This window comes from Nocardia sp. NBC_01503 (assembly GCF_036327755.1).
Classification (GTDB): domain Bacteria; phylum Actinomycetota; class Actinomycetes; order Mycobacteriales; family Mycobacteriaceae; genus Nocardia.
The window spans coordinates 1,691,428-1,705,933 of record NZ_CP109596.1; the positions used below are offsets into that span (position 1 = coordinate 1,691,428).

14 protein-coding genes are annotated in these 14,506 nt (G+C 66.9%); 5 read left to right on the top strand and 9 right to left on the bottom strand.

Annotated features, from left to right (window positions below; genetic code table 11):
- Positions 1–26 precede the first annotated feature (26 nt).
- The 5 genes from OHB26_RS07530 to OHB26_RS07550 form a co-directional block, all read right to left on the bottom strand.
- The gene (locus tag OHB26_RS07530) at positions 27–1,130 is read right to left on the bottom strand and encodes an FAD-dependent monooxygenase (protein WP_330183487.1); all 1,104 of its coding nucleotides are present in this window, start codon (positions 1,128–1,130) and stop codon (positions 27–29) included.
- Between the two features lie 10 nt (positions 1,131–1,140).
- On the bottom strand, positions 1,141–2,076 hold the full coding sequence (locus OHB26_RS07535; protein WP_330183488.1) for a hypothetical protein: 936 nt from the start codon (positions 2,074–2,076) through the stop codon (positions 1,141–1,143).
- Between the two features lie 130 nt (positions 2,077–2,206).
- Positions 2,207–2,554 (bottom strand): DoxX family protein, encoded by a 348-nt coding sequence (locus OHB26_RS07540; protein WP_330183489.1) that lies wholly within the window; start codon positions 2,552–2,554, stop codon positions 2,207–2,209.
- 146 nt (positions 2,555–2,700) lie between these two features.
- Positions 2,701–3,219, bottom strand: coding sequence for a carboxymuconolactone decarboxylase family protein (locus tag OHB26_RS07545; RefSeq protein ID WP_330183490.1), 519 nt, complete (start codon positions 3,217–3,219; stop codon positions 2,701–2,703).
- A 206-nt stretch (positions 3,220–3,425) separates the two neighbouring features.
- Positions 3,426–6,359 (bottom strand): AfsR/SARP family transcriptional regulator, encoded by a 2,934-nt coding sequence (locus OHB26_RS07550; protein WP_330183491.1) that lies wholly within the window; start codon positions 6,357–6,359, stop codon positions 3,426–3,428.
- A gap of 71 nt (positions 6,360–6,430) precedes the next feature.
- Here OHB26_RS07550 and OHB26_RS07555 point away from each other — a divergent pair, with 71 nt between their 5' ends.
- The 4 genes from OHB26_RS07555 to OHB26_RS07570 all read left to right on the top strand — a co-directional run bounded on the left by OHB26_RS07555 (position 6,431) and on the right by OHB26_RS07570 (position 10,024).
- The gene (locus tag OHB26_RS07555) at positions 6,431–7,009 is read left to right on the top strand and encodes a carboxymuconolactone decarboxylase family protein (RefSeq protein WP_330183492.1); all 579 of its coding nucleotides are present in this window, start codon (positions 6,431–6,433) and stop codon (positions 7,007–7,009) included.
- Positions 7,010–7,078: 69 nt separating this feature from the next.
- Positions 7,079–8,023: a serine/threonine dehydratase gene (locus tag OHB26_RS07560; protein WP_330183493.1), complete on the top strand. Its 945-nt coding sequence runs from the start codon at positions 7,079–7,081 to the stop codon at positions 8,021–8,023.
- Positions 8,024–8,115: 92 nt separating this feature from the next.
- Positions 8,116–9,555, top strand: a complete 1,440-nt coding sequence (locus tag OHB26_RS07565; RefSeq protein ID WP_330183494.1) for a short-chain fatty acid transporter — start codon at positions 8,116–8,118, stop codon at positions 9,553–9,555.
- 184 nt (positions 9,556–9,739) lie between these two features.
- A complete protein-coding gene (locus tag OHB26_RS07570) occupies positions 9,740–10,024 on the top strand; it encodes a hypothetical protein (protein WP_330183495.1) in 285 nt (94 codons plus the stop codon).
- Between the two features lie 22 nt (positions 10,025–10,046).
- Here the strand turns inward: OHB26_RS07570 and OHB26_RS07575 are convergent, their stop codons facing one another.
- The 3 genes from OHB26_RS07575 to OHB26_RS07585 form a co-directional block, all read right to left on the bottom strand.
- Positions 10,047–11,336 carry an RNA polymerase sigma factor gene (locus tag OHB26_RS07575; protein WP_330183496.1) on the bottom strand — a complete coding sequence of 430 codons (1,290 nt, stop codon included), beginning with the start codon at positions 11,334–11,336 and terminating at the stop codon, positions 10,047–10,049.
- A gap of 11 nt (positions 11,337–11,347) precedes the next feature.
- Positions 11,348–11,767, bottom strand: coding sequence for a YciI family protein (locus OHB26_RS07580; protein ID WP_330183497.1), 420 nt, complete (start codon positions 11,765–11,767; stop codon positions 11,348–11,350).
- 127 nt (positions 11,768–11,894) lie between these two features.
- Positions 11,895–12,470 carry a dihydrofolate reductase family protein gene (locus tag OHB26_RS07585; RefSeq protein ID WP_330183498.1) on the bottom strand — a complete coding sequence of 192 codons (576 nt, stop codon included), beginning with the start codon at positions 12,468–12,470 and terminating at the stop codon, positions 11,895–11,897.
- Between the two features lie 72 nt (positions 12,471–12,542).
- On the opposite strand from OHB26_RS07585, the gene OHB26_RS07590 reads away from it, so the two are divergent.
- The gene (locus OHB26_RS07590; protein ID WP_330183499.1) at positions 12,543–13,115 is read left to right on the top strand and encodes a TetR/AcrR family transcriptional regulator; all 573 of its coding nucleotides are present in this window, start codon (positions 12,543–12,545) and stop codon (positions 13,113–13,115) included.
- 151 nt (positions 13,116–13,266) lie between these two features.
- Here the strand turns inward: OHB26_RS07590 and OHB26_RS07595 are convergent, their stop codons facing one another.
- A complete protein-coding gene (locus OHB26_RS07595; RefSeq protein ID WP_330183500.1) occupies positions 13,267–14,349 on the bottom strand; it encodes an ATP-grasp domain-containing protein in 1,083 nt (360 codons plus the stop codon).
- Between the last annotated feature and the right edge of the window lie 157 nt (positions 14,350–14,506).

Below are 14,506 nucleotides of genomic sequence, written 5' to 3' on the forward strand. Positions count from 1 at the left end.
GAGGTGGCCCCCGGGTACCGGGCGGGTCAGCAGCACTCCCAATCGAGGACCCGGGCGAGCGATTTGAACTGCACCGACGGCGGGGTCGAACGTAACAGCGCGTTGCGGGCCAGTACGGCCAAGGGTGAGGAGAGCTGACCGACTGAGCCGATCAACCGGGAGCGTTTGACGATCATCTGGGTTCGGGGCCTGCGCTGACTGTCGTAGCGCGTCAGGTCGTCATCCCGAGTGGCGACGTGCGCCAACACCACGGCATCCTCCAACGCCTGGCAGGCGCCCTGCCCCAGGTTCGGCGTCATGGCGTGCGCGGCATCACCGATCAGCGCGATCCGGCCCGCTGTATAGGTCTTCAGGGGTGGCAAGTCGTAGAGATCATGCTTCAGGATCGCCGTTTCGTCGGCTGCGGCCAGCAGGGCAGGTATGGGCTCATGCCAAGAGCCGAACCGGGTACGCAGCTCGATCAGTCCACCGCCCCGAGTGTCCGCGGCCATATCGGCCGTAGCGAAGCAGTAAACCCGGCCATCGGGGAGTGCGCTGTAGCCGAAACGCTCTCCACTACCCCAGCTTTCGCCCATATCGGCAACCGGCTCGGCGGGAGTGACGATCACTCGCCACGCGGTGTATCCACTGTATCGGGGTTCGATCAAACCACAGACCGCACGGCGGACCACGCTGTGGATGCCGTCCGCGCCCACGACGACATCCCCGGTCGAAGTTCCCGCCGAGTGCACCACGGTACCGTCAACCTCTGCCGTGGTCACCGAAATACCTTTGCGCACTGCGTATTCCGGGATAGCCCTGCGCAGGATGTCGAGGAGGTCGGCGCGATGCATCATGACCGGATTGCCGTAACGCACGCGGACGGCATCGGTGTCGGTCCGGGAAAGCCAGTTTCCCCTACTGCCACGAATCCCGGCCGCCCCCTGCTCCCGGGCCTGGCGGCGCACGGCTTCGCCGAGACCGAGCGCATCCAATGCGCGAATCGCGTTGGGCCACAACGATAATCCGGCGCCGACCTCCTCGATTCGGGTCGAGCGCTCCAACACCTCGACCTCCCAACCGCGCCGCATGAACGCGATGGCTGTCGCGAGACCACCGATACCGCCGCCGACTATGACCGCTTTGGACATGTCGTTCCTTTCATTTCAGTGGCCCAAGAGGCCGTTTTCGCAGCGCACCGGCCAGACAAAGCGCCGCTCCGAGCATGATCCAGACGACCAGAACGATGACGGCGTGCTCGCCACCGCGGCCGTCGAAGAATGCGGTAGAGCGCAGCAGCCGACCACCGGCTCCGGGAGGCAGCAACTGCCCGAGTGCACCGGACCTGCCCGGCAGCATCTCCGGTGCGGTCGCCGTGCCGGAGAAGGCATTGCCGATGAGCATGACGGCGATGGCGCCGATCCCGATTCCCAGGGATCCGAGCAGGGATTCGAGTCCGAGGACAGTCGATGCGATCGCCGCGATGGTCAGGACGATCGCGCCGGCGTTCGCCGGATATGAGCCGCTCAGCGAGCCGAGCCAGCATTGCAGAATGGCCGCGGCCGCCAAGCCTCCCGTCACCGCGAAGCCGAATGCGCCGACGAACCTGCGGAGCCCGCCGCGGACCAGTTTGACCAGTAGTACCGCGGCCAGCAGACCACCCATGGCCAGCGGCAGGGTTCCCGCAGCCAGGCCCGCGCCGCGCAGGTCATCGGCAGGCAGAGCGGCCAGATCGCGGACCGGAGCACCGGTCCCGGCCCGACCGATGCTGGCCGCCGTGGCTTGCAGCGTCTGCGCGACCGCCGTGCTGGCGGCGGAGGCGATGATCACCTGCGGAAAGCCGGAGCTGAGGTCGATCGCCCCGAATGCCCGGCGGTCGCGGACGAGTTGTTCCGCGGTCGCGGTGTCGGCGACTTCGATGACGTCGAAGCCGCCCGGCAGGCGTTGATCGAGCACTGTGCGCGCCTGCGCGACCGCGGGCGCCGGCCCGGCGAGGGCGATCGGCACATCGTGTACCGAGGACCGCGCCGAAGGCCATGCGAAAACGGTGAGCAGCACGCTGGTGATTACGGTGAGCAGGGCGATTGCTCGCGCCACCGTCGACCATGGTGATGGAGGCGCTTCGCTGTCGAGCGGTGCCTGCGGGGTCATAGCTATTCCTCGAACATTCGGATGCCGTGGTGGATCGCCGTGTGAACCGGCGGTGTCGGAAATCTCGGCCGGACGCTCAGGCCGCGGCTCCCAATCCCAATGCCACGGCGACCGGGACGAGATACAGCAGTGGGAACGCGACCGTCTTGTACGAGCGCGCTCGCAGGATGGTGATCACCGCGCCCGCGAAGTACAGGATCAATCCGATCGCGGCGGCGACACCGAGCAACGGGATGAACAGGCCCGCGATCATTCCGATCGCGCCCGCGGCCTTGAGCACGCCCAGCATGGTCCACCAGCTCTGCGGCACACCGTATTCCACCAGCGGATCGGTGACGAACTTCGCTCCCCGCAACAGCGAGAACGCGGAGAACCCGACCCAGGCGGCGGCGATAATGGTGACGGCAATGAAGGCGACGTGCATTCTTCTCTCCTTGTAACTACGTATTCCCTTGTCCGGGAATTGATCCCACGCGTTGTGGGTAATGGCAGGCGCACGTATCGACGCGCCTGCCGATAACCGATCGGGTCGACTCCGGCGGAATGGACTCGGACCGAGACCTCCGAGTTCTACTGTGTTACAACGGGAGTCCACTGCCCGGCGGGTGAGACTCCGGGGATCGGTTTACCGATGAGGGCTACCGGGACGAAGAAGTTCACCTGACCGATGGCCATCGCGAGGGTGGCCAGAGCCTTGTCGTCGAAATGGGCACTCGCTTGCGCGTACAGCTCATCGGAAACCCGCTCGCCATCCGCTGCGGGTTGCAGGACCGCTTCCACCAGGGCGAGCGCGCTGCGTTCGGCCTCGGTGAAGTAGGGGGCGTCCCGCCAGGTCGCCACGGCCGCGATGCGCTCCTCCGACTCGCCGGCTTTGCGCAGGCCGCCCACATGCAGCAGCACCAGATAGGTGCTGCCGACGATCTGACCGGCCCGCAACTGGATCAGGCTGATCGTGGTCTGCTCGACGGAACCGTTGCCGGTGGCCTTGAACAGCGCACCAACGACCGCACCCATTTCCGGGACGAGCTGGGCCGGGTTGGGCAGCCGTGAGCCGGTCCGCTCCTGCGGGATGGCGGTAGTGGTTGACATGGCGAATTCCCTTCTTGCCGTGTGTGTTCCGCCGCACTGACGTACGGCGGGCGGGAAATCGTGACCGTGGGTCCGCCGGATCGGCGAGGATTCAGTCCGCGATTCGCACCATGAGAGCGTCCCGCGGCGGGTCGATACTTCGCCGATGCGTTCGCGATGGAATCGGCGACGCGAGTGAATCGCCGATGAATCGTCTTGGATTCCAGCTAGGACAGTTCAGCCAGAAAGACCCGAACAACGTCGGCTTCTGGAAGCCCGAGTGCCCGGTACTGCTTCAGCGCCAGTTCGGCGTGCTCGCGGGCCCGGTCCAGCTGCCCGCACAGATGATGCGCGCGGGCCAGCCCCTCGTGAGCGTCGGCTTCCTCGGGCGAATTGCCGGTCCGCACCGCAAGTTCGAGTGCGGTGGCATGTTCGGAGATCGCTTGTGCGGCATCACCGCGGGCGCGGGCGGTATGCCCCAACCCATTCCACGCGGCGGCCTCGTCACCATGAGTACCGAGTGAGCGATACAGCTCCAGTGCTTGGCTGTGATGCTCGCGAGCCGGCTCCGTCAGTCCACACCGGCGGTACAACGTGCCGAGCTTGTTCAGGACCAGCGCCTCGCCGCGCGCGTTGCCGACCTGACGATGCAAATCCAGTGCGCGCTCGAGATGTTCGCGAGCCTCGGCATGGCGGTCGTCGCCGAGGACCAAGGCGAGATTCCCCAGTACGTGCGCCTCACCACCGCGGTTGCCGATCTCACGGGTTATCCACAGCGCCTTGTGGAAGTATTCGCGAGCCGCGGCGGGATCGCGTTGCCGCCAACGGACATTGCCGAGGGTGTTGAGCGCGCGCGCCTCCTCGAATCGGTCCCCGTTCGCCCGGGCCACCGACAACGCATGCTCCGAATATCTTGTCGCATCGGCGTATTCGCCCCGTCGCCAGTGGGTCCAGCCGAGGTCGGCCAGCGCCCGCGCCTCGCCGGAACGATCACCCAGCCGCCGCCCCGCGACCAGCGCGACCGCATGGAGCCGGGCCGCGTCGGTATGGCGGAAGTACCCGTCCAGGTACGGGCGCAGCGTCACAGCCGCATCGCGAACGAATTCGGGCCGATCGTGATCCGCCGCATGGACGATCACCGCCATGAGGTTGGCCCGTTCGGCGTGCAACCATTCCACCGCGGCGTCCGTACCGTCGACACCGGCGATTCGCCGTGTGACGGGCGGCAAGGAATGGCGATCGGTCGCACTGTGCGGAAACAGCAGATCCACTGCGGACCGGGCCGTGTACAGATAGTGATCGAACAGCCGGGACAGTGCGGCCTGCCGTGCGGTATCGGATTCGTCGGCCGCCGCGATCGCGGTCGCGTGGGCGCGTAGCAGGTCGTGCAGCAGATAGCGTCCGGGTTCGTGTTGTGCGACGACATGCACATCCAGCAGCTCCTCGAGCAGCAGTTCGGCGTCGTCGGCGTGTGGAAGATCAGCGAGCGCGGCAGCGGCAGCGGGGTCGATGTCGCGGCCGGGATGCAGGCCGAGCAGTCGGAACAGGCGCTGATGCGCCGGGCCGAGCTGCCCGTAGGACAGCGCGAAGGCCGCCGCCACACCGCGTTCGGTGGTGGCCAGCTCGACCAGCCGCCGCCGTTCGTCGCGCAACCGTCCCGCCAGATAACCGACATTCCACTGTGGACGATGTAGGAGCCGCGCCGCCGCGATCCGCACTGCCAGCGGTAGGAATCCGCACAGCTGCAACACATCCAGCGCCGCCACCGGCTCGGCTGTGGCGCGCGCGCCGACAATCCGTTCGAACAGCGCGACGGCGTCGCCCGGCGGCAAGACCGGCATCGAAACCGCGTGCACGCCATCGAGATCGATCATTCTCCGGCGGCTGGTGATCAGGATCAGACTGTCGGTGACGGCGGGTAACAGCGGACGGACGTGGTCGGCACCGGCGGCGTTGTCCAGGACCGCGACGATCCGGCGTCCGGCCAGCTCGCTGCGCCACAGCGCGCTGCGGTCGCCCTCGTCGATCGGGATGCGGTCAGCGGGGATTCCCAACTGACGCAGGAGTATTTCCAGGGCGGCAGCCGGGGCGACGGCCGCACGTTCGGCCGCGTAGGCCTGCAGATCGACGAACAGCTGGCCGTCCGGGTAGCGCTCGGCGAGGCGGTGCGCGGCATGGACGGCCAACGCGGTCTTACCCACTCCAGCCATGCCGTCGATGGCGACAATGCCGCCTGATCCCTGCTGATCGGGTACGCCCAGTCGATCCAACTCATCTGTGCGACCTGCGAAATCGGGAATATCGTAGGGCAGGAAATTCGCACTGACCGGTGGTGTCTCCGGAGGCGGGGCGACCGGTTGCCGAGCCGGGTTCGGCGGCAGCGGCCGGTGCGGTTCCGGGGGCATGGGCTCCACGGGGAGCAGCAACTCCGGATCGCCACGCAGCACAGCCTGTTCCAGATCCATGAACGCCGATCCCGGATCCAGCCCGTGCTGTTCCACGAGCGCGGTGCGCAGTGCGCGAGCGCTGGCGAGCGCGTCGCGTTGGCGTCCGGCGCGATACAGCGCGAGCACCAGTTGGCCGGCGAGCCGCTCCCGCAACGGATTCTCGGCGACCTGGGCGATGAGCTCGTCCAGCACTTGCTGGTGCCGACCCAGCGACAGTTCCAGGTCCATCAGTCGCTCGATAGCGGTGAGCCGCTGTTCATGCAGCCGGGCGCGGGCACCGGCGACGTAAGCGGCGGTCATGTCGCCCAGCGCGTCACCGCGCCAAAGTGCCAGTCCCGCCCGCAGTCCCGCGACCGCGTCCAGGGGTGCTGCCGCGTGTTCAGCAGCGGCGACGAGATCGTTGAAGTCGGTGAGATCGAACTGATCCGATGCCGGATGTGCGACGTAGCCGGCCGCGCGGGTCTCGATGGTCCGCGCGGCATCGGCCGCACGCAGCACTCGCCGGATCGCGGTGAGCGAGGCGTGGATCTGGGCCCGCGCGGTATCGGGCTCGTCGAGGCCCCAGACCGCCTCGACGAGTCGATCTATCGTGCAAACACGATCGGCGTTGAGGAGCAGGTATGCGAGTACGCCGCGGTGGCGCGGCGCGAGGGGCGCGACCTGGCCGCCGATACTGATCTCGACCGGCCCGAGAATCGAAAAACGTACATCCATTGTCGTGTCACATACAACACCCATCGCGGACGCATCGCAAAAGTATCAACGCACACGATCACGCTGGCCTCATGACCGAGTTACCGCCGCTGCCGCTGATCGAGCCGGAGGCCGCCACCGGCGTGACACGAACCCTGTTCGATACCGCCCAGCGCCTGTTCGGCATCACGCCGAATATCGCCAAGGTGCTGGCGAACAGTCCGGCCGCGATGCGCGGCCATCTCGCCCTCGCCGATTCCCTGTGCACGGAAAGCACTCTGGACTCGGACACCCGAACCCGCCTGGGCCTACTGCTGGCGCAGGAGCACGGCTGCGATTACGTACTGTCGGCACACAGCTTCCTCGCCACGCGGGTCGGTGGATTGAGCGAGCAGGCGATGACCGACGCACGGTCCGGCTCAGCGACGGATCCGAAGCAGGCTCAGATACTGGCCTGGGCGGCGGCACTGGTCCGCCGCCGTGGAGCGGTCACCGACGAGGAGGTGGCTGCGGCCCGCGCGGCACTGTCGGACGCCGAATTCGTCGACGTTGTGGCCGAGATCGCGCTCGCGGTGTTCGACTCCTACCTATCGCTGGCCGGGCGGGTGCCGATCGATTGGCCGCTGGTGCGGCACACCGAGCGGAGTGGTAACACCGACTTCGAGCACTGATATCCTCACCCGGCCCGCCATTTCCGGCATTGAGGCGGGGCATGACGAGGAGTGCGGGGTGATGGGTTCGTGGACCCGGTATTCGACGAAGTCACCGCGGCCTCCCGGCGCATAGCGGGAATTGTCCGGCCCCTCACGGTCATCGAGGCCGACGCAGATCTGGCACCGACCGGCACGATCAGTCTGGCCCTCGAATTCCTGCAGCACACCGGCTCTTTCAAGGCCAGGGGCGCGGCGAACCTGGTAGCCGCGCTGCTGGAGACGGACCGCATGCCACGCACGGGCATCGTCTCGGCCACCGGCGGCAACGCGGACATCGGATTCGCGTGGGCCGCCAGGCGATTGGGTGTGCCCGCGACGGTGTTCCTGAGCCGTTCGACCTCCCCTGCCAAGGTGCGGCGGGTCCGGGAGTTGGGCGCGGAGGTGCGCGTGACGGGTGCGACGAAGGCCGAGGCCCGGCAAGCCGCACGACGATTCCAGGACGATACCGGGGCCATCGACGCCTACACCCACGACGACACATTGACCTCCGCCGGGGCCGGCACCATTCTGCTCGAGCTTGCCGCGGCGCGACCGGACCTGGACACCGTGATCTGCGCGGTCGGTGCCGGCGGCATGTTCTCCGGAATTGCCTCCGTCGCACAGAAGTTGGGAATCCGGGTGGTCGGGGCCGAACCGGAGGGCAGCCAGGCGCTGCATGCCGCGCTCGTCGCGGGCACCGTGCGGGAGGTCGAGATCGATTCCATCGCCTCCGATTCCCTCGGCGCGAGCCGGGTGTCGCCAGCCGCTCTGGCCTGGGCCGAAACCGCCGATAACGCTTCGGTCGTGGTGGACGACGCCGCGATCATCAACGCGCGCTGGCAGTTATGGCAGAACCACCGCCTCGCCGTCGAGCACGGTTCGGCCACCGCGCTGGCAGCCCTGTTCAGCGGCGCCTACCGGCCACAACCCGGGGAGCAGATCGGAATCGTGCTGTGCGGGGCGAATACCGATCCTGCCGACCTCGCCTCCTGACCGATCCGAGTCCGGATGCGCTGAGAACGCCGGAATGAGGTTGTCGTGTCATAGTTGGCGCCCGAAGCGTGTGGAAACAGAGGTACACCCCGATGGCGACTCCAACAGCAGTGACCGGCTCCGAGAAGGGACTTGCGCGGGTCGCGCAGGCACTCGGCAGGTGGATGGAGAAATGGTTTCCGGACGCCTATGTCGTCGCGCTCGCGGGGGTGATCCTCGTGGCCGCCGCGGCATTGGCCAATGGCGCGTCGCCACAGACGGTTGTCGACGCGTTCGGCGATGGCTTCTGGGATCTGACGGCGTTCACGCTGCAGATGGCCATGGTGGTGCTGACCGGATACGTCGTCGCCACCTCGCCACCGGTCACCCGGCTCATCAACCGGCTGGCCGCCTTACCGCGCACCGCGGCCGGCGCCGTAAGTTTGGTTGCGCTGCTGTCGATGTCGGTCTCGATACTGAACTGGGGCCTGAGTCTGATATTCGGCGGTCTGCTGGCCCGTGCCATCGCGCGCCGGTCCGACCTGCGCGTCGACTACCGCGCGCTCGGTGCGGCGGCGTTCATGGGAATAGGTTCGGTATGGGCGCTGGGCATCTCGTCCTCCGCGGCGCAGCTGCAGGCAACGGCCACCTCGTTGCCGCCCGCGCTGCTGAAGATCACCGGCGTGCTCGACTTCAGGCACACGATCTTCACCTGGCAATCACTGTTCATGTGCGCCGTCATCGTGGCGCTCACCGTGGCGATCACATACTTCTCCGCGCCGAAGGGGGCGGCGATCGAGACGGCACAGGAACTGCACATCGACTTGGACGACGAGCCGACGGAAATCGCGCCGCGTTCCCGTCCGGGCGAATGGCTCGAGTACAGCCGAATTCTGCCGATCCTGGCCGTCCTCATGACAGCGGGCTGGCTGATCTCCCAACTGAGCAGAAAACCTGCACTCACGGTCGTCAGCAGCCTCAACTGCTATCTGCTCGTCTCCCTGATACTCGGCCTGGCATTGCACGGAACGCCGAGAAAGTTCCTGCAGGCCGTGACCCTCGCAGTACCAGCTACCGCCGGGATTCTCGTTCAGTACCCGCTCTACGCCGCGATAGCCGCCATTCTCGCCAAAGCGAAAGGGCGCGGAGGCCATACCGTTTCCGAACATCTGGCAGATGTCTTCACCCACATCGGTGGGGGTGGGCACTTCGCCATCGTCGTCGCCCTCTACACGGTAGTGCTGGGCATATTCATTCCGTCGGGCGGCGGGAAATGGCTGGTCGAGGCGCCGTTCGTCATGCAGTCGGCGACCGATGTCGGGATGAATCTCGGTTGGACGGTACAGATCTACAATGTGGCCGAGGCGCTGCCGAACCTCATCAACCCATTCTTCATGCTGCCGCTGCTGGCGGTGCTGCGACTGCGGGCGCGCGACCTCGTCGGATTCACCTTCCTACAGTTCATCATTCACCTGCCGGTGGTGCTTCTGCTCGTACGGTTGTTGGGCATGAGGTTCGACTATGCGCCGCCAATCCTGCCCAACACTCCGTGAACGCGTCTCGCGCCACGCACCCGATGGTCAGCCGACCGCGGCTGCGGGGGGCGACACTTTCGATATGGCAACGCGGGGCCGGTGCGATCTCCTCGCCGAGTCGATGCAGGGAGTCGCGGACCGCAGCCTCGGGTAGGCCGCCCCAGTCGACCAGGGCCTGGACGCGATCGAAGCGGACCGCGTCGTGGAGTTCGGCGAGTTTGGCGGTGACGTGTTCGGTGGTGCCGATCATCAGGTGCTGGTCGGGGCGCATACCGTGTTCGAACTGTTGGCGGCCGACCGTGAAGCCGCCTGCCCCGGGGTGTTTGGGGCGCAGGAAGTCTGCGGTAGTGGGGTGGGTGGCGGCGGCCATGGCGGGTGCGCCGAAGTAGTGCAGTGCGATACCGAGCCGGAATTTGCCGGATGCCGCGCCGACCTCGCGGTAGACATCGGCCAGCAGGCGCAGCCGGTCGGGGTGCCGCCGATATAGCCCAGGATCAGCGAATTGCCCTTCACGGCAACGGGGTCGGTCCCAGTTCGGCGAGTTTGCCGGCCAGTAGGGCGCGTTCGGGTTCGCTACCGCAGCGTGCGATGGCGCGTTCGAGTTCGACGCGCGCCTCCTCGGTACGACCCAAGCGGGTCAGCAGTTCACCTCGAACACTCGGCAGCAGATGCGAATTCGCCAGCGCCGCAGCGGTTTCGAGTTCATCGACAATGCGCAGCGCGGCGGCCGGACCCTGTGCCATGGAGACCGCCACCGCACGATTGAGATCGACTATCGGCGAGGGGGCGAGGCGACTCAGGGCCTCGTAGAGCAGCACTATGCGATCCCAGTCGGTCACCGCCACGGAGGCGGCGACCGCATGACATTCGGCGATCGCGGCCTGTAGGCCGTACGCGCCCAGACCGCGGCCGATGCGGGTGGCCTGATCCAGGGCGGCCCGGCCGCGGCGGATGGCGGCGCGATCCCAGCGGCGGCGATTCTGCTGCTCCAGCAGCACCGGCCGCCCGTCGGCATCGGTGCGGGCCGGAAATCTGGCGGCGGTGAGCTCGAGCAGCGCCAGCAGGCCGTGCACCTCGGGTTCGGCGGGCATGAGCCGGGCCAGAATGCGGGCCAGGCGCTGCGCCTCACCGGCCAGATCGAATCGGATCAGATCCGTGCCCGAGGTGGCGGAGGAGCCCTCGGTGAAGATCACGTAGATGACGCTCAGCACCGAACCGAGACGCTCGGCACGCTCGGGCGCGGACGGCACCGCGAATGGAATACGCGCCGCCGCAAGGGTTTTCTTCGCACGCGTGATCCGGGCCTGCACGGTGGCCGTGGGTGTCAGAAACGCCTTGGCGATCTCATCGCTGGACAGGCCGCCCACCACCCGCAGCGTGAGCGCGATCCGGGCCTCGCGCGAGAGCACGGGATGGCAGGAGATGAAGACGAGCGCGAGCACGTCATCATCGATCTGATCGGGATCCCATTGCGGCTCAGCGGATTCCGCCGGTGGACCACCCGCGGCGACCCCGCCCTCGCCCAGCTCGCGGGCGAGGGCGGAGTACCGATCGTCGAGGGCGGCGCGGCGCCGGAACGCATCGATGGCCCGCCGTCGCCCGACCGTCAACAGCCATCCGGCCGGATTGCGCGGCACGCCCTCGCGCGGCCAGTTCACCAGCGCCTCGGCCAAAGCCTCCTGCGCCAGATCCTCGGCCATGGCGAAATCCCCGGTGTAGCGGGCGAGCGCGCCGACAATCCGCGCGGACTCGATTCGCCACACCGCGGTGACGGCCGCGCGCCCCGTGGATTCGACCATCGGTCAGCGACTCACAGCTGTCCGGTGGCCTCGCGCCACGCCCGTTCCTTCTGAATCCACTCATTGTCCTGCGGGAATTCATCGATGGTGGTGACCCGCCGGATCTCGGTTTTGAATCCGGCTCCGAGCGACGGCGCCCGCCTGGCCCACTCGATCGCCTCCTGCTTGGAGGCCACATTCAAAATGTAGAAGCCGCCGAACAACTCCTTGGTCTCCCCGTACGGCCCATCGGTGACGACCGGCGGCTCCGATGAGAAGTCCACCACCACACCCTCTTCGGCCGCGTCCAGCCCCTCGGCCGCGACCAGCACGCCCGCCCGGATCATCTCGTCGTTGTACCGGCCCACCATCTCGAGCGTCTTCTCGAAGTCGGCACTCATCATGGCCGCATTACCCTCATCGGTAGCCCGCCAGATCAACATGAACTTCACGATCGTCCTCCTGGTCGCGGGTCGCCTCCCGACCCTCTCACCCCAAGGTCGAATGGGCACTATGACAGATCGACACGGCCGCGAAAGAATTTTCGCGGCCATGAGGGCTCTGTGCCACGAGAGCGGGTCAGGCGCGGTCGAGCCAGGTGGTTTGGGCTCCGTTCAGGAACTCCCTGCGTTGAGTGACCTTGAACTGCCTGGGGTTGAAGGAGCCGGAGAAGGCCGCGATGCCCGAGCCCGCGATCACGGGGTAGCTCTTGATGATCAGCCGGTCGACCTCGTCGATCAGCTGGGAGGCCAGGTTGCCGCCACCGCAGAGCCAGATATCCAGGCCGGGTTGGGTTTTCAGATGGCGGACGAGCGCTACGGGATCGGTGTCGGTGATCTCGACCCCGGGGTAGTCGGCCGCGCGGAGGGTACGGGAGAAGACGTACTGCTTCATGTGTTCATACGGGCTGGTGATGCCGAGTTCCAGAGCCGGGTCGTAGGTACTGCGGCCCATCAGGATGGTGTCGAAGGCACGGTTCGGTGTATCGACGGCCACGCCCACCGCTTTGCGCACGTGAGTCGGCAGCACCTCGGGGTACTGCTCGCTCATCCAGGCCACCATGTCGTCGCCGACGGGATAGAAGTCGGCCTCACCCTTGGGGCCGGAGATGTAGCCGTCGAGGGAGACCCCTACGTAGTAGGCAAGCTTTCGCATGGTTACCGCCTCAGCTGTAGTACTCTGTTTGAAGTGGTTTGAAAGTTACTACTACAGTTGGAGTGGTGTCAAGTGGTTCGCACGAATCCCGAGCGACGGCAGGCCCTGCTGGACGCGTCGATCGAGGTCCTGGCCCGGGAAGGCGCCCGCGGACTGACCTTCCGGGCGGTGGACAAGGAGGCCGCGGTGCCCGCCGGGACCGCCTCCAACTACTTCGCCAATCGGGATGAGCTGCTCGTGCAGGTCGGGCATCGGTACTACGAGCGCCTGATTCCGAGCGAGGAGACCATGGCGAAGTCGCGGGGACCGCAGACCCGGGCGAGCATGACCGAACTCATGACCGAGGTGATCGAACGGGTAGCCGGATTCCGCACCGGCTATCTCGCGATCCTCGAGCTTCGACTCGAGGCCACCCGGCGACCCGAACTACAGGCACTGCTCACCGAACGGGTGCGCGCCGATCTGGATTTCAATATCGGCAACTATCACGGCTCGGGCCAGCCGGGCGATGAGGATACCGTCGTGCTGCTGTATCTCGCGTTGAACTGGCTTATCGTCGAACGCATAACGCTCCCCGGTGTTTTCACCGAGGAGCGAGCGGGCGAACTGGTCCGGATGGTCGTGGAGCGCGCGATGCCCGCTTAGTGGATGAACCGGCAGCACCACCGATGCGGCCGCCAGCGCCACGAACACCTCGCCCGCCACCTGGTCGCCAAGTGGCGGCGGACCCGGCCGAGTTCATACCGCCACCGATTGAACCGCTCTCACCTGATCGGTCGCCAGCCGGAAGAACGAGTTACGGCACGCCCACCGGCAAGGCCCCGGGGGTATGCGTCACGGGCGCGAGTATCGACTCCGCGGTTCTGATCACGGGTGCGGGAACAGGATCCGGGACGACAGCGCGCGGGGCCACCTCCATGACCGCCTCCGCCACCGCAAGGCAGGCGCCCAGGCGCGGTGGCTGACGAAGGCCCGAATCCCCTTGCAGCAGAACGCGAACCGCTGCCCAGGGTAGATTCACATCGGCGAAGGCGGTTTGGAACAGGCCCGCCGACGGGCGTGGATTGACCTCCAGCAGGACCGGTTCGCCGTGGCGGTGGCGGAGTTGGGTATTGGTCAGATAGGCGAGTTCGAAGTGCCGGACCAACCGCTCTGCTATGGCCACGGGGGCGGGGTCGTCCAGGAGTAGTCGGAAGCGACCCTGTTTGGAGCGGGGAATGCCCACCAGCAGTTCACCGCCGGGCGCGGAGAGGCAGTCGATGCTGATCTCGGGGCCGTCGAGGAAGGGCATGACCAGGAGCTCGGGGATGCGGTCACCCTGTTCGGCGGCGCGCCGCAGCGCACCGGCGACCGCGTCGACCGAGGCGATGGGCTGGGGTGCGGCCAGCAGCGTCGCCAGGGTGAGTGGTCGGTCGTCGAGTACGCGGAAGCCGAAGGCCGAGTACTCACCGCTGGGCTTGATGCAGAGGTGCTCATCGGTGCGGGACAACTCCGCGACCGCCCGGTACAGCCCTTCGGCATCGTTGACCGCCCGCCACGGCGGCACGGGAATTCCTGCGGCACTTGCCGATTCGTAGGTGGCGACCTTATCGGTCAGGGTCCGCACCGCGGCGAGCGGTGAGCACATGAGACTGGTGCCGATCGCGGCGAAATCCGCGGCCCGCCCCGCCAGCGCGGTGAGACGGCGCGGCGGGATGAGGACATCGATATGGTTCCGGCGGCAGAAGTCGAGTGCGAATTCGGCGTACTCGGCATTGCCGACATGTCTGGGTTCGGTGGCCGGCACATCGCATACCGAGAGCGCCGCGGCCCCCGGATCCACATTGCTGGCGTGGATGACGACCTCGACCCCGTCCGGGTTCTGCCGCAACAACCGCATGACCTGAGCCGTTGCCGCCCCTGCGCTGCTCAGCCAAATGCGAAGCGTGATGGCGCCGCTCCCTCCTGCTCATGTCGCCGAGCGGTGAAAACCTGGCGCAATCCGGTACTGCGCGGATCCTAACCCGGTTCGGTGACGTGCACATTTCGGCGAGAAT

Excerpts from the sequence above, each read along its gene's own strand:
- OHB26_RS07550 (WP_330183491.1), bottom strand. The coding sequence starts at position 6,359 with ATGGATGTACGTTTTTCGATTCTCGGGCCGGTCGAGATCAGTATCGGC.
- OHB26_RS07530 (WP_330183487.1), bottom strand. The coding sequence starts at position 1,130 with ATGTCCAAAGCGGTCATAGTCGGCGGCGGTATCGGTGGTCTCGCGACA.
- OHB26_RS07575 (WP_330183496.1), bottom strand. The coding sequence starts at position 11,336 with ATGGTCGAATCCACGGGGCGCGCGGCCGTCACCGCGGTGTGGCGAATC.
- OHB26_RS07540 (WP_330183489.1), bottom strand. The coding sequence starts at position 2,554 with ATGCACGTCGCCTTCATTGCCGTCACCATTATCGCCGCCGCCTGGGTC.
- OHB26_RS07565 (WP_330183494.1), top strand. The coding sequence starts at position 8,116 with ATGGCGACTCCAACAGCAGTGACCGGCTCCGAGAAGGGACTTGCGCGG.
- OHB26_RS07545 (WP_330183490.1), bottom strand. The coding sequence starts at position 3,219 with ATGTCAACCACTACCGCCATCCCGCAGGAGCGGACCGGCTCACGGCTG.
- OHB26_RS07595 (WP_330183500.1), bottom strand. The coding sequence starts at position 14,349 with ATGCGGTTGTTGCGGCAGAACCCGGACGGGGTCGAGGTCGTCATCCAC.
- OHB26_RS07585 (WP_330183498.1), bottom strand. The coding sequence starts at position 12,470 with ATGCGAAAGCTTGCCTACTACGTAGGGGTCTCCCTCGACGGCTACATC.
- OHB26_RS07555 (WP_330183492.1), top strand. The coding sequence starts at position 6,431 with ATGACCGAGTTACCGCCGCTGCCGCTGATCGAGCCGGAGGCCGCCACC.